At 58.2% G+C, this 23,306-nt stretch carries 21 protein-coding genes and 1 other RNA gene; 11 read left to right on the plus strand and 11 right to left on the minus strand.

Annotated features, from left to right (window positions below):
• Positions 1-191: 191 nt before the first annotated feature.
• An RNA gene (gene ffs / locus PVT68_RS04255) (signal recognition particle sRNA small type) lies at positions 192-288 on the minus strand.
• 272 nt (positions 289-560) lie between these two features.
• On the opposite strand from ffs, the gene PVT68_RS04260 reads away from it, so the two are divergent.
• Both PVT68_RS04260 and PVT68_RS04265 read left to right on the plus strand, forming a co-directional pair.
• On the plus strand, positions 561-1,403 hold the full coding sequence (locus PVT68_RS04260; RefSeq protein WP_280321377.1) for a 6-carboxytetrahydropterin synthase: 843 nt from the start codon (positions 561-563) through the stop codon (positions 1,401-1,403).
• 29 nt (positions 1,404-1,432) lie between these two features.
• Positions 1,433-2,209, plus strand: a complete 777-nt coding sequence (locus PVT68_RS04265) for a 16S rRNA (uracil(1498)-N(3))-methyltransferase (protein WP_280321378.1) — start codon at positions 1,433-1,435, stop codon at positions 2,207-2,209.
• Positions 2,210-2,326: 117 nt separating this feature from the next.
• Here the strand turns inward: PVT68_RS04265 and PVT68_RS04270 are convergent, their stop codons facing one another.
• Positions 2,327-2,824, minus strand: a complete 498-nt coding sequence (locus tag PVT68_RS04270) for a Spy/CpxP family protein refolding chaperone (RefSeq protein ID WP_280321379.1) — start codon at positions 2,822-2,824, stop codon at positions 2,327-2,329.
• 233 nt (positions 2,825-3,057) lie between these two features.
• On the opposite strand from PVT68_RS04270, the gene PVT68_RS04275 reads away from it, so the two are divergent.
• The 3 genes from PVT68_RS04275 to PVT68_RS04285 all read left to right on the plus strand — a co-directional run bounded on the left by PVT68_RS04275 (position 3,058) and on the right by PVT68_RS04285 (position 6,047).
• Positions 3,058-3,765: a response regulator transcription factor gene (locus tag PVT68_RS04275; RefSeq protein WP_280321380.1), complete on the plus strand. Its 708-nt coding sequence runs from the start codon at positions 3,058-3,060 to the stop codon at positions 3,763-3,765.
• Between the two features lie 4 nt (positions 3,766-3,769).
• Entirely contained in the window at positions 3,770-5,143 is a 1,374-nt protein-coding gene (locus tag PVT68_RS04280) for an ATP-binding protein (protein WP_280321381.1), read from the plus strand.
• Positions 5,144-5,342: 199 nt separating this feature from the next.
• Positions 5,343-6,047, plus strand: coding sequence for an SRPBCC family protein (locus tag PVT68_RS04285; RefSeq protein WP_280321382.1), 705 nt, complete (start codon positions 5,343-5,345; stop codon positions 6,045-6,047).
• Between the two features lie 53 nt (positions 6,048-6,100).
• Here the strand turns inward: PVT68_RS04285 and PVT68_RS04290 are convergent, their stop codons facing one another.
• Positions 6,101-7,489 carry a hypothetical protein gene (locus PVT68_RS04290; RefSeq protein WP_280321383.1) on the minus strand — a complete coding sequence of 463 codons (1,389 nt, stop codon included), beginning with the start codon at positions 7,487-7,489 and terminating at the stop codon, positions 6,101-6,103.
• A gap of 66 nt (positions 7,490-7,555) precedes the next feature.
• On the minus strand, positions 7,556-8,467 hold the full coding sequence (locus PVT68_RS04295) for a LysR family transcriptional regulator (RefSeq protein WP_280321384.1): 912 nt from the start codon (positions 8,465-8,467) through the stop codon (positions 7,556-7,558).
• Between the two features lie 189 nt (positions 8,468-8,656).
• Between PVT68_RS04295 and PVT68_RS04300 the strand changes: the two genes are divergently transcribed.
• On the plus strand, positions 8,657-9,232 hold the full coding sequence (locus tag PVT68_RS04300; RefSeq protein WP_280321385.1) for an NADPH-dependent FMN reductase: 576 nt from the start codon (positions 8,657-8,659) through the stop codon (positions 9,230-9,232).
• A gap of 59 nt (positions 9,233-9,291) precedes the next feature.
• Here the strand turns inward: PVT68_RS04300 and PVT68_RS04305 are convergent, their stop codons facing one another.
• The 5 genes from PVT68_RS04305 to PVT68_RS04325 form a co-directional block, all read right to left on the minus strand.
• Positions 9,292-9,729, minus strand: coding sequence for a potassium channel family protein (locus PVT68_RS04305; RefSeq protein ID WP_280321386.1), 438 nt, complete (start codon positions 9,727-9,729; stop codon positions 9,292-9,294).
• Positions 9,730-9,745: 16 nt separating this feature from the next.
• Complete coding sequence (tadA, locus tag PVT68_RS04310; protein ID WP_280321388.1) at positions 9,746-10,201, minus strand: tRNA adenosine(34) deaminase TadA; 456 nt, start codon at positions 10,199-10,201, stop codon at positions 9,746-9,748.
• Positions 10,202-10,219: 18 nt separating this feature from the next.
• Positions 10,220-11,032 carry a 23S rRNA (guanine(745)-N(1))-methyltransferase gene (gene rlmA, locus PVT68_RS04315; protein WP_280321390.1) on the minus strand — a complete coding sequence of 271 codons (813 nt, stop codon included), beginning with the start codon at positions 11,030-11,032 and terminating at the stop codon, positions 10,220-10,222.
• Positions 11,029-12,657: a GMC family oxidoreductase gene (locus tag PVT68_RS04320; RefSeq protein WP_280321392.1), complete on the minus strand. Its 1,629-nt coding sequence runs from the start codon at positions 12,655-12,657 to the stop codon at positions 11,029-11,031. Before PVT68_RS04320 ends, rlmA begins: the two co-directional genes overlap by 4 nt.
• 310 nt (positions 12,658-12,967) lie before the next feature.
• Positions 12,968-15,733, minus strand: coding sequence for a family 20 glycosylhydrolase (locus PVT68_RS04325; RefSeq protein WP_280321393.1), 2,766 nt, complete (start codon positions 15,731-15,733; stop codon positions 12,968-12,970).
• A gap of 538 nt (positions 15,734-16,271) precedes the next feature.
• Between PVT68_RS04325 and PVT68_RS04330 the strand changes: the two genes are divergently transcribed.
• Together PVT68_RS04330 and PVT68_RS04335 are read left to right on the plus strand one after the other, a co-directional pair.
• Positions 16,272-16,784, plus strand: coding sequence for a hypothetical protein (locus PVT68_RS04330; protein ID WP_280321394.1), 513 nt, complete (start codon positions 16,272-16,274; stop codon positions 16,782-16,784).
• Between the two features lie 96 nt (positions 16,785-16,880).
• Complete coding sequence (locus tag PVT68_RS04335; protein ID WP_280321395.1) at positions 16,881-17,387, plus strand: RDD family protein; 507 nt, start codon at positions 16,881-16,883, stop codon at positions 17,385-17,387.
• A gap of 24 nt (positions 17,388-17,411) precedes the next feature.
• Here the strand turns inward: PVT68_RS04335 and lptG are convergent, their stop codons facing one another.
• On the minus strand, positions 17,412-18,473 hold the full coding sequence (gene lptG / locus PVT68_RS04340; RefSeq protein WP_280321396.1) for an LPS export ABC transporter permease LptG: 1,062 nt from the start codon (positions 18,471-18,473) through the stop codon (positions 17,412-17,414).
• On the minus strand, positions 18,460-19,614 hold the full coding sequence (gene lptF, locus PVT68_RS04345; protein WP_280321397.1) for an LPS export ABC transporter permease LptF: 1,155 nt from the start codon (positions 19,612-19,614) through the stop codon (positions 18,460-18,462). The genes lptG and lptF overlap by 14 nt, the downstream gene beginning before the upstream one ends.
• Positions 19,615-19,983: 369 nt before the next feature.
• Between lptF and PVT68_RS04350 the strand changes: the two genes are divergently transcribed.
• From PVT68_RS04350 to PVT68_RS04360, 3 genes are all read left to right on the plus strand, one after another.
• Entirely contained in the window at positions 19,984-21,453 is a 1,470-nt protein-coding gene (locus PVT68_RS04350; RefSeq protein WP_280321398.1) for a leucyl aminopeptidase, read from the plus strand.
• A 245-nt stretch (positions 21,454-21,698) separates the two neighbouring features.
• A complete protein-coding gene (locus tag PVT68_RS04355) occupies positions 21,699-22,124 on the plus strand; it encodes a DNA polymerase III subunit chi (RefSeq protein WP_280321399.1) in 426 nt (141 codons plus the stop codon).
• Between the two features lie 44 nt (positions 22,125-22,168).
• A complete protein-coding gene (locus PVT68_RS04360) occupies positions 22,169-23,200 on the plus strand; it encodes a hypothetical protein (protein WP_280321400.1) in 1,032 nt (343 codons plus the stop codon).
• Positions 23,201-23,306: the final 106 nt, after the last annotated feature.

The following is a 23,306-nucleotide window of genomic DNA, read 5'->3' on the forward strand; positions in this document are numbered from 1 at the left end:
ACATGGTTGCCAATCAGCGAGACGGCACCACAAGCTGGCGCCAAACATAGGCACAGAATTCCATGAGAAGGGACTTATTTGGAGAAAAATTTCGAAAATGGCACAGAAGAATCCATCGCACAGCAGCAATGTACACAAAAAATCATGAAGCTTTCGAAAAGGTAGTACGGAGGGAGAAGAATTGGAGGTAGCCCAACCAGCACATCCCCGGCACATGATGTCACTGCTACCGTTGCTCCCTTCCGGGCCTGGCGGGGTTCACAGCTGATCATTGCGAGGAGACCGGAAGGGCCACCATCACGCTCGAGCACTCAGACTAGCACCACTACAAGACTCAACAAGCAGTGGCTGCGCTCGAAGAGGGCGCGATTATAGAGACTCTCGGCGCCAGGTTCCAGTCCCAATTTTTATCCCGCCACCCGGTCACTGGAAATGGCCGTTCTCACCTGCAGGTATTACTGGCAAATTCCTCGGGCAAAAGGTCAATTCACCAGCGCAAAAAGCTATACTGTGCGGCGCCCGAATCCGGGCGAATCACTCTATGTAATGCCGGAACTTCTATGCACCTGTTTGTCGACAATCTCACCAATGTGGATTTCAGCTATCTCCACCACTCTCGCGGTATTGTCGGCGAAACCTGGCTGGCCAATGCGGCACTTGACGGTGCCCTGGATCACCAGGGAATGGTCTGCGACTTCGGTATCGTCAAGAAAACCCTGCGGAACTGGCTCGACACAGAGCTGGATCACCGCCTGCTGGTCCCCACGCTATCCCCGCATCTGGACCTGAGCGAGAACAACGGGCAAGTGGCTCTGCAATGGAATCTCGCAAATGGCGAAACGATCGTCGTGAACGGCCCGGCCCAGGCTTTCGCCCTGGTTGCAGCGGAAGCCGTCACACCGGTGTCCGTTGCCGCCTGGAGTGTCGCGCAACTGGATGGAATCTTTCCCACCAGTGTCGACCAGCTGAGCCTGAGTTTTTCTCACGAAGTCATCGACACGCCCTACTACCACTACAGCCACGGCCTGAAAAAGCACGACGGCAACTGCCAGCGCATTGCCCACGGCCACCGCTCGCGGATATGTATCCATATGGACGGCGAACGCAGCAGCGCCCTCGAATCCCAATGGGCACAACGCTGGCAGGATATCTACCTAGGTACCCGGGAAGACCTGAAGGGGGAAGATCAGGAGTCACTGCATTTCGCCTATCGCGCCCGCCAGGGAGATTTTGCCTTGAGCATGCCCGCAAGCCGCTGTGAACTTCTCGACTGCGATACCACGGTGGAGCAGCTCGCCCAGTATATTGCTGACCAACTCGCCAGCGCGCACCCCGGCCGCGATATACGCGTGCGCGCCTACGAGGGGATCGGCAAGGGCGCCATTGCCAGTGCCAAACACTGAATCGGCACTGACACTCGCATAGACAGACTATGAACCTGATTTTACTGGAGCCCGGCGACATTCAATCGCCGGCAATGTCGCAATCGCCGTTTGGAAACTCTTCCGGCGATGAACATTCAGAGCAGCCCCCGATCCGCGCCCAGCTTCGCGACCGGCGTTTTCAACATGTCGTGGAAGTCCATCGCGCTGACGTGGGTGACAAGCTCAAGGTCGGACTGCTCGACGGCAAGATCGGCGAGGCTCGTGTCGTGGAGCGAGGGGAGTCCCATATCACTCTTGAGGCAACCTTTCATCGCGCTCCGCCGCCGCCCCTGCCGCTCACCCTGATTCTGGCCCTGCCACGGCCGAAAATGCTCAAGCGCACCATCCAGCACGCCACTGCGCTGGGGGTAAAAAAACTCTATCTGATCAATGCCTACCGGGTGGAAAAATCGTACTGGCAGAGTCCCTGGCTCGCCCAGGACAAGCTTCGAGAGCAGTGCCTGCTGGGGCTCGAGCAGGCCGTTGATACCACCCTCCCGCACATCGAATTGCGCAAGCGCTTCAAACCGTTTGTGGAAGACGAGCTGCCGTCGATTGCCAGCGACTCACTGAAACTGGTGGCACACCCGGTCACCGACGCGCCCTGCCCAGTGGATATCCAACAGCAGACAACCCTGGCCGTTGGTCCGGAGGGGGGGTTTATTCCCTATGAGGTGGAAAAGTTGCAGGAGGCGGGGTTTGCCCCGGTGCATCTGGGGCCGCGTATTCTGCGAGTGGAAACAGCCTTGCCGGTACTCATGAGCCGCCTGTTTCCAGGTCGCTGAGCCGCGGAGTTCCAGTTCGCAGCGCGCTCGGAGATACTCATCCCAGCGAGCCACATGGAATAGCGGAAGAATAGCGGAAGGGCCGCACCGCCGAGCCCGGCAGGTGCGGTAAAACTCTTATTGATCCCGTTTGCGTTCCCACTGCTCTTTGCGCTTTTCAAAACGGGCCTTACCCTCAGCCTTCATCTCTTCCAGCTTGGCTTTCTGTTCGTCCGTCAGAATGGACTCGAACTGTACCTTCCGCTCGTGCATGTACTGCATTTTTTGCACTTCCAGGCGGCCCAGCTTTGCTGCCAGATCATCCAGTGTCGCCTGATCGGCGCCAGACTCAATGGCCTCCCGTAACTGCTCATGCACCTGATGCATTTCCTCGCGCGCTGCCTTGCGCGCCGCTTTGCCGGCCTCGCGATTGGCCTCCATCTGCGCTTTCTGACCTTCGGTCAGATCCAGCTTCTCCGCCAGATGCTCAAGCATGCGCCCTTCATGAAATCCACCGTGGTGACCATGGTGGCCTTCTGGCCCGTGGCCGCCATCCGGAAATGCCATCACCATTCCCGGAGCAGTCAATGCGAGACCCAGTGCCAGGCCGCCTGCGAGCGCTTTGAATTTGTTCATAGTGTCATCCTCAAGTGATGCTGAATAACGATACCGTGTGGGGGGTACCTTATGTATATGTGTTTCCCGATTCGGTAGCTGCATATTAGGCTCCGCCACTGTAAAGAGGGGATAACCGCAGTAAACATTTGTTAAGAACGGTAAAACCCGCAATACCCGCCATCAGCTCTCCGGCGAGGTATGCATATAATGCGTCGCAACAATGCTGCTAATTTTCGCAACAAGGGTGAAGAATGAGTCACATTCTGTTGGTGGACGACGACACCGAACTGACTGAGCTGCTTGAGGAGTTTCTGATCGGGGAAGGGTTTGAAGTTACCGTGGCCAATGACGGGGGCAACGGGCTGGAGCTGGCGCGCAAGCAGTCTTTTGACGCACTGGTACTGGACGTAATGTTGCCGGTACATAATGGCTTTGACGTATTGCGCAAGCTGCGCGAGGACACCGCCAATCCCGGTCATTCGCTCCCCGTGGTCATGCTCACCGCCAAGGGCGATACGGTGGATCGTATTGTCGGGCTCGAAATGGGCGCCGACGATTATCTGCCGAAACCCTGTAACCCGCGGGAACTGGCAGCACGCTTGCGCGCCATATTGCGCCGCGGGCGTGGCAGCGAGGCGGAAACCTCTGACAACGCGCTGTCCAGCGGCCCACTGCGCCTGGTACCCAGGGAGCACCTGTGCCACTGGGAAGAACAGGTCATCAATCTGACGGGGGCGGAATATGCAGTCCTGAGGGTACTGGTCGAAAACGTCGGCGAGGTGGTCAGCAAGGAAGTGCTCACAGAGCAGGCCCTGGGCCGCAAGCTGATGCCCTACGATCGCTCTATCGACGTGCATGTAAGTAATATCCGCAAGAAACTGGCTGAGCGCGGCGCCAGCCGCGACCTGATCATCAATATCCGCGGCGCCGGTTACATGCTTACAGGCGGCCAGGGTTGAAGCCATGAACAGTCTGTTTGGAAGAATGTTTCTCGGCGCCTGGCTGACCGCGGTCATCATGGTGCTGGCAGCGGTCTACATCACCCAATTCAGCGAGTTCGGCAATCCTCGGCATAAAGACCGCTGGGAAGGGCCCGAGATGTTTCGGGAACTCACTCACAACCTGCGCATGACCCGTCGCAACGGTAGCGAACATTTCCGACACTGGCTAGAAGACCAGCCGCCCAAAGTGCAGGCGCGGATTTTTGCCCTCGACAGTCGCGGCCGCGAACTACTCGGGCGCCAGATATCCCCATCGATGATTCCCCTCCTCGAGTCTATCAATTACCGCAACCGGGAATCCCGCGCACTGGTAGACAAAAAACCAACCGTCGCATTTTTTGTGCCCCAGCGGGACAACGACAGCCTGCGAGTAGTGTTCATTGCCGGCATGAGCAAGGAAGAACTCCTGCTTCGATTTATTCTGCGCAACTTCTGGCCAATTCTTGTGCTCGCCACCCTCGCCTCCGGCCTCGCCTGTTACTGGCTGGCGCGCTACCTGAGCAAGCCCCTGGATAATCTGCGCACGGCCACCAGACGCGTAGCCGCCGGCGACCTCAGCTATCGGGTAACGCCAACCCTGGGGGGGCACAGCCGCGAACTGGGCGAGCTCGCCGGGGACTTCGATTCCATGACCGCGCAATTACAGGAATCCACGGCTGAGCAGCGCAGATTGATCAAAGACGTCTCCCACGAATTGCGCTCTCCGTTGGCCCGCCTGCAAGTGGCTCTCGGTATCGCACGGCAGAAAAATGTGCAGGCTCTGGACCCGGAGCTGGACAAAATCGGCAAGGCGGCGGATTACCTGGAAGACATTATCAGCGACATCCTCTCCCTCCCGGTCAGCGGTGGCGACGATCGCCCACTGGACGATGTGGTGGAAATGAACAGCCTGTTGATCGCCCTCACCGATGACCTCAAGGACGAAGCCCAGGGCAAGCAAGTACATTTCGACCTGCGCAGCGATGACCACGAATTGCTGGTCGCCACGCGCGGCAGTTCGCTGACCGCAGCGCTGGAAAACATTCTGCGCAATGCGATTAAATACAGTCCCTGCGGCGGCCGCGTAGCAGTGGAAATCCGGCACCGGCAGGAGCAGTGCGAAATTCAGGTCACGGATTCCGGCAACGGGGTACCAGAAGCTGAACTGAAAGCCATTTTCCGCCCCTTCTACCGCACTGATGAAGCGCGCAGCCGGGAAAGCGGCGGTTTTGGCCTGGGACTTGCCATCGCCCAGCGTACGGTTGCCCAGCACCAGGGCACCCTGGAAGCATTCAACGCCAACGGTGCGGGGCTCAGTATCCGCCTTACCCTACCGTTATTGGACACCAGTTTCTGATCCCCTCCCGGCGGGAACTCCCCCGCCGGATTACCCATCACCAGCTACCTGCCTCATGCCACCACTGGCGAAGCCCCACACCTGCCAGTACACTCCAGAGCGAGGTATGCACCCGGTGCCGGCGGCGGCCTCTGCTTCCCGGCCCTGAAAAATTAACCGCACGCTGCGTGCGCCAATAACAGTGATCGGGGGATCCGCCATGCGCTGGATACTGTACATACTGATTTTTCTCGCCCTGCTGGTACTCGCCGGCTTCTTCTTTCCTCGCGTCGTCACCACAGAGCGCAGCGTTTACATCACTCAGCCGCCGGAGGCGGTGTTTCCCTACCTGAACAATTTCGAGAACTTCAATCAATGGTCTCCCTGGTACCAGATCGATCCCAACACCGAATATACCTTTGAGGGTGCGCCTGAAGGCAATGGCGCTGTGATGAAGTGGAAAAGTGAAAACCCCAATGTGGGCACCGGATCCCAGACGATCACCGCCAGTGAGCCCTACTCCCGTGTCGCCACCGATCTGGACTTCGGCACCCACGGCAAAGCGCAAGCGGAGTTCAGGCTACAACCACAGGACGGCGGTACCAATGTGACCTGGTCCTTTTCCTCCGACATGGGGGGCAGTCCGATCGCTCGCTGGATGGGCCTGATGGTGGCAAAAATGGTAGGGCAATCCTATGAGGACGGGTTGCAGAAACTAAAAACCCTGACGGAAACAGAAGGCCTTTCCGGTCAGGCAAACTCCCCAATTCCAGAAAATTTGTCGACGCCGGCCGAACCTAACACGATCCAACCGGACACCGTGGACCCCGGAATGGAAAATCAGATTATCGAGGGCGACGATATCGAGGTTCCGGATTCCGATGGCGACGCACTGGAGGAATTCGAACAGGAAGATCAGCCCTGACGGGCAGCTCTTCTGCTTTCTAGACAGGAAAAATTCGACAGGCAATATTCGCGCTACCACGTCAGTGAAGACGGCAGGCGCGGCGAGGACAGCAGTCGGGAAAATTTGTCCCAGCGCGCTTCTGGCGAATCGGAACCCTCTTCAACATACTGCTGGACCAGTTGTTTACCCCAGTTGTAATTGATCACATAGGCACCGTAGGCATCCACAAATTTCACCCGTTGCGCGGCCTTTTCCGGGCTCATGGCGGTGTATTTCTGAAACCTGTTCACCGCCTCCCTTTCTTCAATTTCACCGTCGATATACTGCCGCGCAACGATATTTTCTGCGAACTTCAATTTTGCGAGCAGAGACAGTACCCGCTGGTATTTTTCCGCACCCGCCGGATTCAGTCCCGCGAGGGGATAGAGAACATTTTTTTCAAATCGGGTTTTTTCGTCACCGGGAAAAGCGAGGTCGATTCCGTAATTGGCGCTGCCCTCCGCGATCAGGGATTGCGGGCTGAAAAGCGGATATACGCTGTACTCGACCCAGCCGCGATCTGCGACCAACTTCTGTTCGAGTAGTGCGTTGTAGGTGTGGTGGCCTGGATACCCCTCGTGGCAACCCAGATCAACCGCACGGTCGATATAGACAGGAAGTTCGCTATTAATCTGGATCAGGCTGTGGGATTTGCCCTGGTACCAGTTGTAACCACTCCAGGGTTTGCCCTGTACATATTCCAGCTCGAAACTTTCGTTTGCGGGCAGCTGGATATGTGCGGCGGTGCGCGCTTTGCACTCTTTGATCGCGGCGTCGAACACTGCGGACAGTTTACTTTCCGGAATTCTGTATTGTTCCTGAAACTGCTGCACGCGAATATGTAGCGGTTCACTGCCCGGCAACTCTTTCTCCAGTGCCGCCAGTACCGGTTCGAATTCCGCGTACTGCTGCAGAGGCGGCTCGGTATCGTACAGGGCTTTCGCCTCCCGTTGGAAATTGCGATAACTGGCGTCGGCGATGTGGTGCGCGTGGGCGACAACCGCCCGCAGTTGTGTTTTCAGGTAGTGCGCGCGCAGGGTCTGCAAATCATCCGCAGGCTCGATTGTTTCCGGCAGTTTTGCCAGCAGCATTTCCGCGCGGCTCGCGAGCTCCGCCGGTGTCGCCTGGTCCGCTTCGGCTTCCGCTTTCCAACCCGCGGGGCCGTAATACGCATCTACATACGCTTTATCGTGCTTGCCGAGGGTCAGCACCAGCCGCACGTAGTCTTCAGCCAACGGATTCAACGCGGAGTCACTGTGGGGGTCTTCCGGCGCCACTGTATCGGGCCCAGTCGGACCCGGAGGATTCTCCCCTGCGCCACCACCCAACTTCCCGGCATTTCGCCCCTCATCTTGCCCGGCGCCGCAACCGCCCAGCAGTGAAAACAGCAGGCAGCCGCCAGCGATCATTATTCTTTTCATTGCCTTTCTCCCGGTCGATTTCCACGTGTTCGAATTGATGGGCTACAAACCACGATCTTAGTCGATTCAAGGTTTTACACCGATGTGGGGCGGCAGACGGGCCAGCTGCCGCTTGATCCACTCGAGAAACAACTGCACCTTGCGTGTGCGATGCATATCCCGGTGTGTCACCAGCCACAGGTTCGTGCGCCATTCCGCGGGCGGCTCAATCATCCGCAACAACCCCGGGCGCGCTTCCGCGCACCAGCTGTGCAGGGCAGCAATCCCGACCCCGCAGCGGGCGGCATCTTCGAACCCGGAAAACTCATTGCAGCGGAACACGATCTGCTCCTCCGGCACCTGCCGGGCAAGCCAGTCCAGGCTGGGAATGAAATCGTAGGTTTCCACCGGTGCGATAAACCGGTGCCCGGACAGATCGTCGCGACTTTTCAGCGGCCCGCACTCGCGCAAATAAGCCTCGGAAGCGTACAAGGTGTTCTGCAGGGATACGCCGGGCTGTACCACATAATCTGGCTCTGTGGGCTTGGCCCCCGGGCGGATGCCGATATGCGCCTCGCCGTGCTCCAGTCGCAGATGGCGGCGATCCGCCACCAGCTGTAACCGCACCTGGGGATTCTCGAGCTGAAACCCGCGCATTATCGGCATCAGCTGTGGGATCAGGGTATTGACGGTGGTAATGATCAGGGTGCCCTGGAGTGTTTCATCCACCCCCTGCATCCTGCCCACCAGCAGGTCCAGCTGGTCCTGCATGTTTTCTGCCGCACCCATCAATAGCTGTCCGGCCTCGGTAGGCACATAACCCCGGGGATGACGGATGAACAGGCGGGTTTTCAGCGCTTTTTCCAAGGCATCGATACGCCGCAACACGGTAGAGTGCGAGACGTCCAGCTCCAGTGCCGCACCCGAGAGGGTACCGGCGCGCGCCACCGCCAGTGCATAGTGCAGATTGTTCCAGTCCTTGACCGAATTACCGGGCATCCGGGCCTCCTCGCGTTATCCAAGCGAAGGCGAATCTACCCCCACTTCCGCGTCTGTGCAAATACGCACAGAACCGTTGCAGATCTTCTATTTCTGTCCCCCCGCAGATCGCGCACAATGGGCCCCATCACCGTGACCGCAATTCCGCGACCGACCGAGTGGCCGCGCGCAAGTATCAGAGGAAACATCATGAGCAACCAACGCAAACCCCGCCTGCTGGCACTTGCCGGCAGCCTGCGCCAGGATTCCTGGAACCGCCAACTGGCCGCCGCCGCCGCACAGATGGCCCGGGATTCTGGCGCAGAGGTAGTGGAAGTGAACCTGCGGGACTACCCCCTGCCCCTGTTTGATGAAGACATCGAAGCCGCCGGGGTGCCGGAGCTGGTGAGCCGGCTGAAGGACCTGTTCGCCAGCGCGGATGGCCTATTGATTGCAAGTCCCGAATACAACGGCTCTGTCACCGCGGCATTGAAAAACCTGATCGACTGGGTATCTCGCCCGGACGGGCAGTACGGCCGCGCGGAAGTGTTTCAGGGTCGCCGTGCCGCGCTCTTCGCGACCTCGCCCGGCGGCCTTGGCGGCATGCGCGGGCTCAACCATCTGCGGGACATTCTGCAGCCTCTGGGCACATGGATCGCGCCGACAATGCTGGCAGTTCCCGCCTCAATGAAGGTGTTTGATGCAGAAGGTAATCTGGTGGACGAAGGCGCCAGGAATCAGCTGCACAGCCTGGTGGAACAAACTCTGGCCGCCATTATCGTCTAACGAATCTTTGTGATCTGGTGAGGGCGAAAGCCCTCCTTTGTCTCTCCCTCCTCCATCTCTCAGCCCTCTTCCTCGTACTGCCGCCAGTATCGCTGCATCTTCAGGAACAGGAAGGAAGCGGTCCAGGTAATCAGCACCAGGCCGGTAAGCGCTTCAAGTCCGGCGGTAAAACGCAACTCGCCATGGGGCTCGACGTCACCAAAGCCAAGCGACGTATAGGTGGTGAAGGAAAAGTAGGCGCAGTCGATCAGGGTACCGTTGAAATTGCCCGTGAGGCTGCCGAAGTTCGGCGAGTGGTACATAAAATAATAGCCAAGCGCAAACATCCAGATTTCAGCGATATGGCCGATAAGCGCCCCGAAAACGCCAATCAGAACCCCGGGGTTGCGCCGCAGCTTCAGTTTGTGCCCCAGTTTGAACAGCCCGTTCAACACCTCGTGATGAATCACGACGGCCATCGCTACCAGCAGGCTGTTAATAAAAAATGTGAGCACCATGTCCGGGTAATTCGAGTCAGCGTCGTTTCTGGAAAAAATCCTTTACCAATGCGCCGGCCTCGTCCTGCATGACCCCGGCTTCCACCTGGATTTTGTGATTAAAAAAAGTCTGATCCGCCAGTTTTAGCTGACTTGCCACCACTCCGGCACGGGGCTCTGCCGCGCCGTACACCAGTCGGGTAATGCGCGCATGCACCAGGGTGCCGAAACACATGGTACAGGGTTCGATGGTGACATACAGCGTGGCGCCCGGCAGGCGGTAATTATTTTGCTGTCGGGCGGCGGCGCGCAGGGCTACCACTTCCGCATGGGCGCTGGGGTCCGACGAGGTGATCGGCTGGTTGTAGCCTTCCCCGATAACCTTCCCATCCAGTACCACAACGGCGCCCACCGGAACCTCACCCAGCTCCGCCCCCCTGGCAGCCAGTTCCAGCGCACGCTGCATATACATAAAATCCCGCGGCGTTGCCAAACCACTCTCTCCGGTTGTTTATTGTTTTTCAGCAAAACGGCGCAGCAGGAAATCTGCCTCCAGCTGCAACGCATCCCGTTGTTCCAACGACTGGCGAACCTCACTGCGGCCCTTCCAGGCAAACGGTGTCATGGAAAGAAAATCGTGCACCCGTTCATTGCCCTCGATATCCAGGGCGAAAGCACAGCGCATTTCATTCAACAGTTCAAAGCCTTCCAGCAGGGGCGGCGTCTGGTGCTGCTGCGGACTATCGTACAGTTCAGCTTTGAGACTCCAAAGATGCTCCGGCCCCGGCGAAACGTCCAGCAATATGCCGCCCGGTTTCAGCACTCGGGCCAGCTCCTCTGCGGGCCCGGGAGCGAACACCCGCAGCACGGCATCCACGCTCTTGTCAGCGACCGGCAGGTGGTAACTACTGGCTACGGCAAAGTGTGCTTGCCGCTGTTTTTTTGCCGCCAGCCGCACACCCGCTTTGGCGATATCGACTCCGTACAACTGTTCTGCGGCCCAGCCGCGCTCCAGTATCTGGCGACCGTAATAGCCCTCACCGCACCCCACGTCCAGTAAAACCGCGGAGCGGTCGAGGGATATATCAGCAAACAGTGCAGCAATGGCGTCCACCAGCGGAAGATAGTGCCCGGCCTCCAGAAATCGACGTCGCGCCTGCAACATTTCCGGCGAATCCCCGGGCTCTCGACTGTGTTTCTGCTGCACCGGCAGCAAGTTGACGTAACCCTCTTTCGCGCGATCAAAACTGTGGCCATGGGCACAGCGCCAACTTTGTGATTCGGATTCCAGTTTTTCGCAACAAAGGGGACACTGCCAGATCATGCGCTTTCGCTGATTTCCCGCGGTTGTTTGAGATTGGATTTTTTGAGGATCATTTCTGCAGCTTTTTCCGCAATGGCGATGACGGGCCCATTGGTATTGCCGCTGATAAGGGTGGGCATTATGGACGCATCCACTACCCGCAGTCCATTTACCCCGTGTACACACAGCTCACTGTCCACCACCGCATCCTCGTCCGGCCCCATTTTGCAAGTTCCCACCGGATGGTAAATGGTCTCTGCGTTCTGCCGAATGAATTGCTCTATGGCTTCCCGGGACGTCAAGGCATCACCTGGATTCCACCAGCGTTTGTGCAGATGCTTGAGATCGGCCTGTAGGATAATCTCCTGCGCCATCTCAAAGCCCTCCAACAATACTTGCAGATCCTCTGGCGCACTCAAGTAATTGGGCTGGAGCACCGGCAATGCTTCCGGGTCCCGCGAAGCGAGCGTAATGCGCCCGCGACTTTTAGGCCGCAGGGCGCAGGCATGCAGTGAATAGCCATTGCCGGGCCGCTTGTCGAGCCCGTGCTTGAAAAGCGGCACCGCGCTCAAATGAAATTGGATATCGGGAAAAGCACCGGCAAGGCTGGAGGAAGCAAAACCACCAGCTTCCGCCACATTATTGGTGAGCATACCGCGGTTGAGCAGCAGATATTCCGGCAAATGCAGGGCCGCTTTCAACTTTGGCAGCAACCCGTCGTTAAAGCCCACCGTTCGGTTGGTTTCCACCACCTGGGTGATATCCAGATGATCCTGCAGATTCTGTCCCACCCCCGGAAGGGGGCACTGGGGCACAATACCGAGCTTTTTCAGGTCGGCTTCCGGCCCAATGCCGGAAAGCAATAACAGCTGCGGGGACTGAATTGCCCCCGCACACAGGATGACCTCCTTGTTGGCCACAATGCGCTGCCCGTTGACCAGCTCGACGGCACAGACGCGATCCCCCTTGAGCTCGAGCCGTGCAGCGCGGGTACTGGTATAAATACTGAGGTTGGGGCGATTCTTGACCGGATAGATATAGGCGGTTGCGGCGGAGCAGCGGCGACCGTGCTTCTGGGTAACCTGATAAAAACCGACGCCGTTTTGCTGGTAGCCATTAAAGTCGTGGTTGAGCCTGTGCCCGGCACTCTGCGCCGCCCGCACAAACGCCTGCCCGGCGGCAGATTTCCATTTCAGATCGGAAACCGCCAGCGGTCCATAGCCGCTGTGATAGGCATCGCTGCCGCGCTGGTTGCCCTCCGCCAATAGAAAATACGGCAATATTCCCTGCCAGCCCCATCCCGGGTTGCCCGCCCTCTCCCAGGCGTCGTAATCACCGGGGTTACCCCGGGTATAAATCATCGCATTGATCGCACTACTGCCCCCAAGCACCCGCCCCCGCGGCCAGAACAGGCGCCGGTTGTCGAGCTGTGACTGGGGCTCGGTGTAGTGGTGGAGGTTAAAACGCGTACCCGGCAACAGGTAGCCAATGCCGACGGGCATCTGCAGCATCAGGCTGTGATCGGAGGGGCCGGATTCCAGCAGGCAAACACGGTTCTGCTCATCTTCACTCAGGCGGTTGGCGAGCACGCACCCCGCCGATCCTCCGCCGACAATCACATAGTCGTAGACCTTGCTCCGCCCCATCGCTGCCATCCCTGTTGTATGTCTGCAGTGTTTGTCTGCGCTGTTTGTCTGCGGCAATCGACAATCCCACCACGGAAATTTCCGTGAAGCAATTGTAGCTTTCCGGGGTGTTGAACCGGGTATCAGCTGGTCGGGAACAACGGGATTGCCCGCGGGGCTGGCATCAAAAGATCGGTGGAAGCCTGGCTTAGTATTGTTCAGAACTCTTGAGGAGCGTTTAGGCCTGCTCCGGACTATGCGGAACGATTCGGGGAAGGGAAGTCCGTGAAAGCCCCGATAAACAGAGCTCCCACGGAAGAGAATTGCGTCTTCAGCGTGCTCCGAGGTTCTCTGGCGGGTTCATTTCTACCGCCCGCCCGGCACGGGCTCCATCGGCGCTGCGCGCGCGCAACGACAGTACCGACTGCGGCGCCACAGATTCAGACACAGGTAGCCACTGCTCGCCGTTGAAATATTCGAGATCCAGCCCCGAATACGGCAGTGCGGTTTGCAACCTCCCCCCCGTTACCACCGCACCCGGAACCGGGATCCGGTAACCTACACCCGCGCGATCCAGCTTCAGCAGCTCCTTGTTACCAAGGGCCGCAGCGAATTCCCGCCAGTCCTGCGCCAGCGCCTGCCGGTCTACAAACCCGGTTTCCGCGGAGAACGTTTGCCCGGCCTGCAATGGCAACTCCCAGGAAGCCTGGTGCCAGGCCCGCTCCGCCAGTGCCAGCAGGCGCGGGAAAATCTGGTACTCCACCGCGGCATCGGTGCGCACCACCTCGCTCCATAACTGTCCCTGGATACCGCGGACACTGTCAGCAAAACTCTCTTCCGGGGAAGTCGCCGACCAGTTCAGGCCATCGCGGTCGGCATACAATTCCGCCTGTTGGGCTGTATTCAGGGGGGCATAGCTGAATGTCTTGCGGGTGTCCGTGTAGCGGGAAGCCCAGTAGTAGCCGCGCTCTTCCGGATCGACCTCCTGAGGCATATCGAAGTAGAGATAATCCGAGTGGGACTGCACCAGCTCAAAACCCGCATCGGCAAAATGCACACTTTCATCGCCACCACCCCAGAACAGCGGTGCCCAGGAGTTTACATAGTTGTGATCGGTTGCCAGTTCTTCACCGGCGTTCACAATCTTTTTCACTCCATCATTCCAGGCCGCCATGGTGGAAATACCCGCGTCCGCCACCAGTTTACTGACCTGCCTGGCGTAGCGCTCACCGAGCTCGTCCAGGGACGCCACTTCGCCACTGGCGATGAGCCGCTGACATTGGGGGGAATTTGTCCACGGCTTGTTACGCACCTCGGCGGTAACATCGCCCTTCTCCGGGTTCTTGCCTGGCCCCACCTCGAATGCGTCGGATGCGAGGATATTTACCGCTTCGTCACCGCCGAAATGCCAGGTTTTCAGCGGATGGCCGGCAGTATCATGCATCGCCTTCACTTCACGGATCACTTTTCCCACAAACCGGTAAGTGGAATCGACGCAGGGATTGATATAGCTGTCGCTGTAAAACTGAACCGACAGGTAGCGAGTATCGTCCTCGGGGTCGATCAGGCGATACTCCGCCGCCGCCGCCGAATCCGTGTCTCGCAGCTTGCGATAGCGCGCTTCCATGGAGGCTACTGCGGCGCGAGCGTGGGCGGGCATATCGAATTCCGGTACCACCTCGATATGGCGATCAGCGGCAAAACGCAGGATTTCCAGGTAGTCGTCGACACTGAAGAAACCACTACCGTAGTTATCGCTATTCGGACCAGAACCCAGCTGCGGCAACAGGCAGCGGTTTTCTTCCAGGTCAAAACAGCGTTTGCCGCCGACTTCCGTCAGCTCTGGCAGACCGGGAATCTCCAGGCGCCAACCCTCGTCATCGGACAGATGGAAATGGAAACGGTTGAGTTTATAGGCCGCCATCTGGTCGAGCAGCTTCAGTACCACTTCCTTACTGTGGAAATTGCGGCCCACATCAAGAAACAGACCGCGATGGGGGAAACGGGGTGCATCATCGACACGAAGCTGGGGTGCGCTCGTAGTTTTCAGATCCACCAACGCCAGAAACGACTGCGCACCGTAGAAAGCGCCACTTTCATCAGCCGCCACTACCGTCGCCCCGGTGTCGCTCACATCAAGTGAGTAGGCGCCCGCTGGCTGCCCCTGAAACTCGCGTTTATCCACCTGAATACGGATCGGGTAGGCCTTCGCGGCGTCCGCAGGTACCAGTTGCAGTGTCTGTAGGCGCTGCTGCAATGCCAGCAGACTGCCCTCTCCAAGACCTTCAGCGCGAAAGTCCACGCCGGCAGCAAGCACTACGGGTGCGCCCTCTTTTTCAGATACTGAGCGCGGCTGGGGAATGATTCGGCTGTGCCATCTGCTCTCGGCGACAGGGGCCGCATCCGCAGCAAAACGCTGGTAGCGGCTGGCAGCAGTGGCAAGCTCGTTGGCATCGCCACTGGTGCGCTTCCAGTTATCCGGATGATTCCGGTTGATCGGCAGCACCATGTCACTGAGATCGTCGGTATCGGTGGATTGAATCACGCTGGCATTACCGTTGCCGTCAACCACAAACAGGCGCGGCTGAAAATCAGACTCGAACTGTATCCAGCTCTCCCCCAGTAGCTCGAGTTCCAGAGTTTCGCCACTGGCAATACCGGTGAACTCTGCGGTAGGCGTCAGGCGGTGCAGGTCGCCATTCACGCGCTCCAGGCTAAACGCGCTGGAATTGAGTACATCGAACACCCGGCGCACACTGTGGAAATACAGCGTCCAGTCCTGCTCACTTGCGTCAATAGCGGGACCGTCGTTGGTCAGGTTGATTTGGAAGGTAAAGCAGCTGGCACCGCTGACTCCCAGCGTCTTGCAGCGCGCACGCAGCTCTCCATCGACCCCCTGAAAATTGGTGACCAATTCCTGCGTGACGGTGAAATGGGCCGCGATGCGGGCTGCCGCATCATTTTTACTCGCGAGGACAGTATCAGGTGTCGACGAAGCGCGGGTTTCAGACTCCGCTCCAGCGGGTTTGGGGGAGTCGGTACAGGAGGCCACAAGGGCTGAAAGCGCCAGGCCGGCAAAGAGGGAAAGCCGTTTCATGGGTCTGCTCTTTTCTAAAGGATGCGTCACTGCATGCCTGTTGGATTTTTATGTAGTCAGACCGGTATCGTACTACCGGAGGTCAACACCTTAACCTAAAAGACAGCGCTGTCAACAAGTTCTGATTGTGCCCTCTTAACTGAAAAACCTTCGAATCCCCGAGGTGCTTACCCCTCCGACCAAGCAGGACCGAAAGTCCGCCAATAGTCATATAAGCACCAACCGCTAACGCTCTTATCCATCCACACCCCAAACAACTAGACCAAGTTTTTATATCAGCGCCGATTAGCAATGCATTTCGGGATTAAAAAACATTGGCGGACGCCTGCCTGCAGGCCTCGGCAACTGGGCAAAACTTCATATATCGAGCAATGACGGGACTCGCGACAAATTGACCAGCGAAGGTCTCAAATTCACACGCGGAATTGGAAAAATGCGGAAGTTTGTGAGATACAACGGTTTACAAAGGGTGAGCCATAATAAATTCAGTGGTTGTTCAGCAACTGACTGAACCAGACAAAACGCCCGGGGTGGACTCATGGAAACTCGCAGTATTCGGTTTCGTTCCAGCAAATACAGCATCAGGCACCTGGCGGCCAGAATGCCGCTCGCGCTTGGCGCCCTGCTGCTCACCTTTTCTGCCCCCCTCCTCGCGGAGGAAATCTTCATCCCGGACTCCACCAGCGCGCTGAATCTCCAGGCAGACAACGCATTCTTTATCGACAGCGCCTTCGGCATGGACAACCAGGCCCTGTACGAGTCCGCCGAATACCTGCGCAACAACTCTATGGGCATGGTGCATCGGCGTCTGAACCACCAGTGGCTGGAACAGTACACCCACCCGGAACAGTCGGAAAATGTAACCGGCAGTCGCGCGGTGAATGAAATCCTGAAAATGGGCTTTAAAACCTATATGGCTCAACACAAGCGCGCCAAGCAGCATCCGCTACTGCGCTACACCAAGACTCAGGGGAGCCTGAACGACGCGCTGGATTACGATTTCCGACTTTCAGACGACAAGTTCAACTTCTCTTTCGAATACGAATTCTGATCCTGCCGGGGGTGGATGCAGCCGCACTCAAGCCCCTCACCGCCAGCGGGCGACATTTGCTAGAATCTCCGCCAGTTTTTACCGGCGGAGATCACCGTGCCCCATTCAGTCAATGTACCCACCCAGTTCAATCAATTGCCCCATGCCGGCGTTATCCCGCGGCTGATTTCCCTGATCTATGACGCCCTGATCGTGGCCGGACTGTGGATGGTGTACGGCTTTTTCGCCATGCTGGTAGCCTCCACTTTCGGCGGCCTCAACTGCCAACCGGATCAGCTCGATTACAACCCCTGTGTAAGCGGCCCCCTCTACCAGCTGGGTCTTGCACTGGTCACCGTCAGCTACTTCATCTGGTCATGGCGCGTCGCCGGACAAACTATCGGCATGCGCGCCTGGCGCCTAATGGTGGCAAACAGCAACGGTATGCAATTGAGCTGGTACCAGTGCGTGATCCGCGCGCTGGTAGGACCGGTGTCCGTCGCCTGCTTCGGGCTCGGATATTTGTGGGGCTACTTCCGCGCCGACCGCGCCAGCTGGCACGATCTGGCATCAGACTCGGAAGTACGGCAGTTACCCAAGAAGAAAAAAGAGAAGAAACTCTGATAGAGAATGGCGGAAAACGGGCGCTCACCGCGCCCGTTTGAGCAACAGCCAGCCAATCAGAAAGCTGGCGAGAATCGGCACCAGTACCGCGATAAATGGCGGGAACCCAAATACGACCGATGACGGCCCGAGCATGTCTTGCAGGGTCTGGAACACGATCCCCACAATGACCCCGGTGAACACCCTCAACCCGGTTGTCACCTCCCGCAGGGGACCGAAAATAAACGAGATAGCCATCAATACCAGCCCGGCAATGGTCAGCGGCTGCAGCACCTTTTTCCAGAAAGCCAGCCAGTAGCGGGCGGATTCCTCACCCTTGCGGTCGAGGAAGTTACCGTAGGACCACAGATTGCGGGGTGACAGATCTGACGGCATCGGCACTACCAGCGAAAACAGGTCCGGCGACATATCCGAATTCCAGTAAGACTGAGCCTCCTGACCACTGCTCGCACGCTCTGGCGTCAGACTGGTCTGGCGGCTGTTCTGCAGTTCCCAGCGCTGATCCACAAAGTGAGCGCGCTCGGAAAATACCACCTGCTGCAACTGGCGATCATCATCAAAGCGATAACGGGTAATTCCGAACAGGGTACCCCCTGGCAAAGCCGCGTTGAAATGGACAAATTCACCATTTTCGTGCAGCCACAGCCCCTGCTCCAGCCCGGAATTTTCCAGCTCTCCCTGGGCGATGGCACGACGGCTCTCGGCGGTCTGATTGGTTACCGGGATCACCAGCTCGGCGAGCAGCAAGCCCAGCAAGATCAGAATCATTACCGGCTTCATTACCGCCCAGGCGATACGCGCAATAGACACGCCCGAAGCCCGCATCACCGTCAGTTCGCTGGTGCCCGCCAGGGTACCGAGACCAACCATGCAGCCCACCAGAGCCGCGAAACCCAGCTGACTGTAAACCCGCTCCGGCAAGGTCCAAAGCACATACTCCAACAGGTTTACAAACTGGTAATCGCCACCCAGTTCACCCAGCTCATCAACAATCGCGGATATGATTTCCAGACCGAGAATCACCAGCAATACCGCGAGAATCGACATCATCACGGTACGCGCGATATAGCGATCAAGCCGTGACATCGGCACCTCCGACAGCATTTCCCTTATCGCCCGTGTCGCCACCAGTCGAGCGTCGACGGGGCCTGCGGTTGCGCCCACCCAGCAACAGCAGGCCGAGAATCAGAAATGGCGGGTGTACCAGCCAGATAACCCAGGCCTGCTCGATCTTGCCGTCTTCAATAGCGCCGCGCACGCTCTGCAAGGCAACCAGATAGACGATATACAGCAATATGGCGGGAATCATTTTTGCATAGCGCCCCTGCCTGGGGTTGGTGCGACTCAGCGGCACCGCCAGAATGGCCATCACGATCACCAGTACCGGCAGGCTTAAACGCCAGTGCAAATTGACCCGCTCGCGGGGGTCTTCGCTTTTCCACAAGGCGGCAGTGGACATGGACTGGAGCTTCTCACTGGCCTTGCTCCGCAGTCGCGGGATATCCAGCAGTACCTCGTAACTGGAAAATGCCATCTGTCGGTAATCGCTCTGCCCCGGCACACCTTCGTACCGGTAACCATCCCGCAGCACCAGATAGCGCAACCCGGTTTCCGGGTCTATCTGCTGCACGCCCTCCCGGGCCACGGTGACAATCTGGTGTTCGGTTTCCGTCTCTCCGCGGGAGGACCCCAATTCAGCCAGAAAGACATCGTGCATGGTCGACCTGTCGTCGCTCAGCCCGTTTGCGTAATACACCGCCCGATCGCCCTCGGTGGCGACAAACTTCTTCGGCACCAGATGATCGAACTCGTTGCGGGACTTGTCTGCAGTCAGCAAATGGGAAGTGCGCTCGATACCTGTTGGCGTCAGGTACAGGCTCATGGCCGCCACTACCAGTGCCACCAGTACCGCCGGCACCAGGGTATAGCGCAACAACTGGCGCTCGCTAAAGCCACAGGCGTGCAGCACCGTCATTTCGCTTTCTATATAAAGGCGCCCGTAAGCCAGCAGAATGCCCACAAAAAAACCCAGCGGGATGACCAGCTCCAGAAATCCGGGCAGACGATAGCCCATCAATGAAAACAGGATCCCGGCAGAGAGATTGCCTGCCGCCGCATCGGCCAGATACTTCACAAAACGGCCACTCATGACCATCAGCAACAATACAGAACTGACCGCCAGGGTTGCACCGAGCAGTTCGCGACAGAGGTAGCGGAAAATAATCACTGAACGACCAGCTTCCCTGATTGCACTACGTAGAAATGACGAACGGAAATGGAAATTCCATCGCTTTGATATTCGCCGATGTCAGGATAGGACAGCCGGATCAAGCAATCCTATCCTTCTCGGGTTAAACTTGTGCGGCGCATTATCACCAAAAAGCCCGGCGATGTCTCGACTGGTCTCGAACCGGCCGGCCCGATGCGAAAAACAAGATTCGGGCCGCGACCGGTTGCCGAGAAGGAAATCCGCTGCGACATTGACAGTCTGGTCCACGAGCCTTTGAATCACCCACAGCGGGCATAGGTATTTCCGGAAATCGATACGCCACCACCCGAGCTTTCATTGCAAAGAGAAATTCAAGGAACACCATTCATGCAGTTTACCGCCAAGGTTACCGAAATCAGCAAACAGCGCACCGCCTGCGCCATCGTTGCCGTCGATAGCAAGAACCAGCTCACCGACAGTGGCAACGCCCTCGACAAGGCCAACGGCGGCTGCCTGACCAAACTGCTAAAGCGCGGCGATCTAGAGTCCGTTGCCGGCAGCACACTACTGGTCCCCATGCTGGATGGTGGCGTTGAACGCGTACTACTGGTGCGCAGCGGCAAAGCGCCGATCAAGCAGGCCGACTTCCGCAAGCTGGCCACCACCAGCGCCAAGGCGGTGAAATCCTTCAAAGAGGCTACCAGCTACCTCACCGAAGTTACCGTCAGCGACGCCTCCCCCGAGTGGCAAGCCCAGCAACTGGCTCTGGCCGCAGGTCTCGCCACGTACAAATTCACCCGCTGCCACAGCGACGCCAAACCCAACCCGCTGGCAAAATTCACCATTCACGCCGGCGACAAGAAGCTCCTGAAAGCGGTACAGAGCGGCACAGATCTCGGCAGTTCTCAGGCTATGGGCAGCAACATCGCGCGTGAACTGGGCAACCTGCCCGGCAATATCTGCACCCCCAGCTACCTCGCCAACGAGGCAAAGGCGCTGGCCAAAACGCATCCGAAACTCACCACCACAGTGCTCGACAACAAAAAAATGGAGGCGCTCGGCATGGGCGCCTTCATGAGTGTGGCCAAAGGCAGTGATGAGCCGGCGGCGATGATCGCAATGAACTACAAAGGCGGTAAAACCGGCCAAAAGCCCATCGTGCTCGTTGGCAAGGGCATCACCTTTGATACCGGCGGCATCAGCCTCAAGCCCGGCATTGCGATGGACGAAATGAAGTTCGATATGTGCGGCGCTGCCAGCGTCTTCGGCGTGATGAATGCACTGGTGGAAATGAATGCACCAGTCAACGTCGTCGGTGTCGTTGCTGCCGCTGAAAATATGCCCAGCGGTCGCGCCAGCAAGCCCGGCGATATCGTCACCTCCATGTCCGGCAAGACCATCGAGATCCTCAATACTGATGCCGAGGGCCGCCTGGTGCTCTGCGACGCCCTCACCTGGGCAGGCAAGTTCAAACCCAGCGTTGTGATCGACATCGCCACCCTCACCGGCGCCTGTGTCATTGCCCTGGGCAACCACGCTACCGGCCTCTACGCCAACCAGGACAAGCTGGCGGAAGACCTGCTGGCCGCCGGCGAAAACACCGGCGACCGCGCCTGGCGCATGCCCCTGTGGGACGAGTACCAGCCCATGCTGAACTCCAACTTCGCCGACATGCAGAACATCGGCGGCCGCGAAGCGGGCTCCGTGACCGCAGCCTGCTTCCTCGCGCGCTTTGCGGAGGAATACAATTGGGCGCACCTGGATATCGCCGGCAGCGCATGGACTTCCGGTGCAGCCAAAGGCGCCACCGGCCGTCCGGTACCTCTGCTGCTGCAATACATCCTGAACAGTAAGTAAACAATCCAATAAGGTTGTTAAGAAACTAAAACCCTCGATGCGAAGGTGCTGCCGCCGGAAACGGTTCGCAGGACCTTCCGCGAGAGGACCTCGTGGAAGAGCGCCCATGGATGGGTTAACGGCTGTGTCCTGCGAACCGTTGCCGGCGCCGCACCATGTTCTGTGCGCTGAGCTGGTTGAGTGGAGGCACCGTTATCAGGTAAAGCCGCTACCTTCTCGAAAAGCCCTTAACTCCGAATAATTTAATGACCCGAATAGATTTCTACGTCTTGGCCTCAGAGAATCCAGACGAAATTCCGATCTTCGCCTGCCGCCTTGCGGAAAAAGCCTTTCGCAACGGACTGCACGTACTGATCGCCGTAGACAATACCGAACAGGCTCAACAGCTGGACGACTTGCTGTGGACCTACCGGGAAGACAGCTTCCTGCCCCACGCGCCCCAGAATGCGGATCAACAGGCCGCCATCGAAATCAACAGCGGCGAAGACCCCGGCATGCACCATGGCCTGCTGATCAATCTGTGTAACGACATCCCCGCCTGGTTCAGCCGCTTTGATCGGCTCGCGGAAATCGTCTGTCAGCACCCCGATTCCCTTGCCCGCTCCAGAACGCGATACAGTCACTTTCGCGATCGGGGATATCCGTTACAATCACATAAAATTTCCAGTTGAATGTGGCTGCCAGCCACTGATAAATGCCAGCAAAGGCACTTGCCATGTCCGGTCGAAAGAAAAACAAGAATCGCCACCGCGGCCAGCCCCCCCACGAGTTGCTCAACGAGCTCAACTCCCTGCGGGAACTGCTCGGAAGTGATATGGAAGCGGACATCCCCCTGCTCGACAACATCGCCGAGCCGGCACCCAGCGAACGCAGCCCTGGTACGCGCCCACCACACACACCCAACGCCGCACCGCGCCCCCTGAAAGAGGCCGACCTGCCCATTCTGTTCAGTCCGGTAGACGAAGAGCCGCTGGAAGACTTTACGCCACTACTCAGCGACGCTGACCGCGAGTTATTGCGCCCGCTACAGGACCTGCCGCGCCAAACCGAAACGATGCCGCGGCCTGAGACCACTGCCGCTGAAACTGCAACAACGACTGATCCTGAGCTGCCCGCACAGGCGGACTCCGAGGAAATCACCGCAGAGATCGTCGAGGAGGTCATCGAGGAGATCGCCACTGACGAAGAAAACAAGGCGTTTGATCAGGGAATTTCCCGGAAAGAGTTTCAACCCGGTCTGTTCGATTCACCAGGAAAATCAGCGCCAACGCCCATTGAAAGTACACCCCAGCCCACCGTGCAACAAAAGCCAGAGGCGCCGAAAAAGCCGGCAACCTCCCAGGGCAGGGAAAACCAAAAGCCCCATTCAGCAGTACCCAAGGCCATCGTGCAGACATCCGATAACCCGTTCCTGCCCCCGCATATTCGCGCGCGCCTCACCGGTGGCAGAGTTCCGCGGCCCGACCCAATCCCCGCCGCCTCGTCTATTCCCGCACCCATCCCCGCAGAGCCCGTACAAGTAGAACCCGCGGCTGTGGAAGCGATCGACCGGGATCTGGAGGTGGAAGAGGTACACGTGAATGCGGTAAGCGATATCGCCGCCAGCACTCCCGTGACTTCGGGCCCGAAAAACGAAAAAGAGCGCCTGATCGAACAGCTGGTAGCAGACCAACTACCAGAACTCGAGCGGCAGCTGCGTGCAAACATTACCGCACTGGTCGAAGAGATCTATTCCGAGTACGAATAACGGGCGGTTATTCCGGACCTGCCACCGCCTTTGCCCCGCCGGACCCCGACGGTATAATTCCGCCCCTTTTGAATTTCACCGCCCCCGGTCAAATATTCTGACCGGG

The sequence above is a fragment of the Microbulbifer bruguierae genome (assembly GCF_029869925.1).
GTDB lineage: Bacteria > Pseudomonadota > Gammaproteobacteria > Pseudomonadales > Cellvibrionaceae > Microbulbifer > Microbulbifer bruguierae.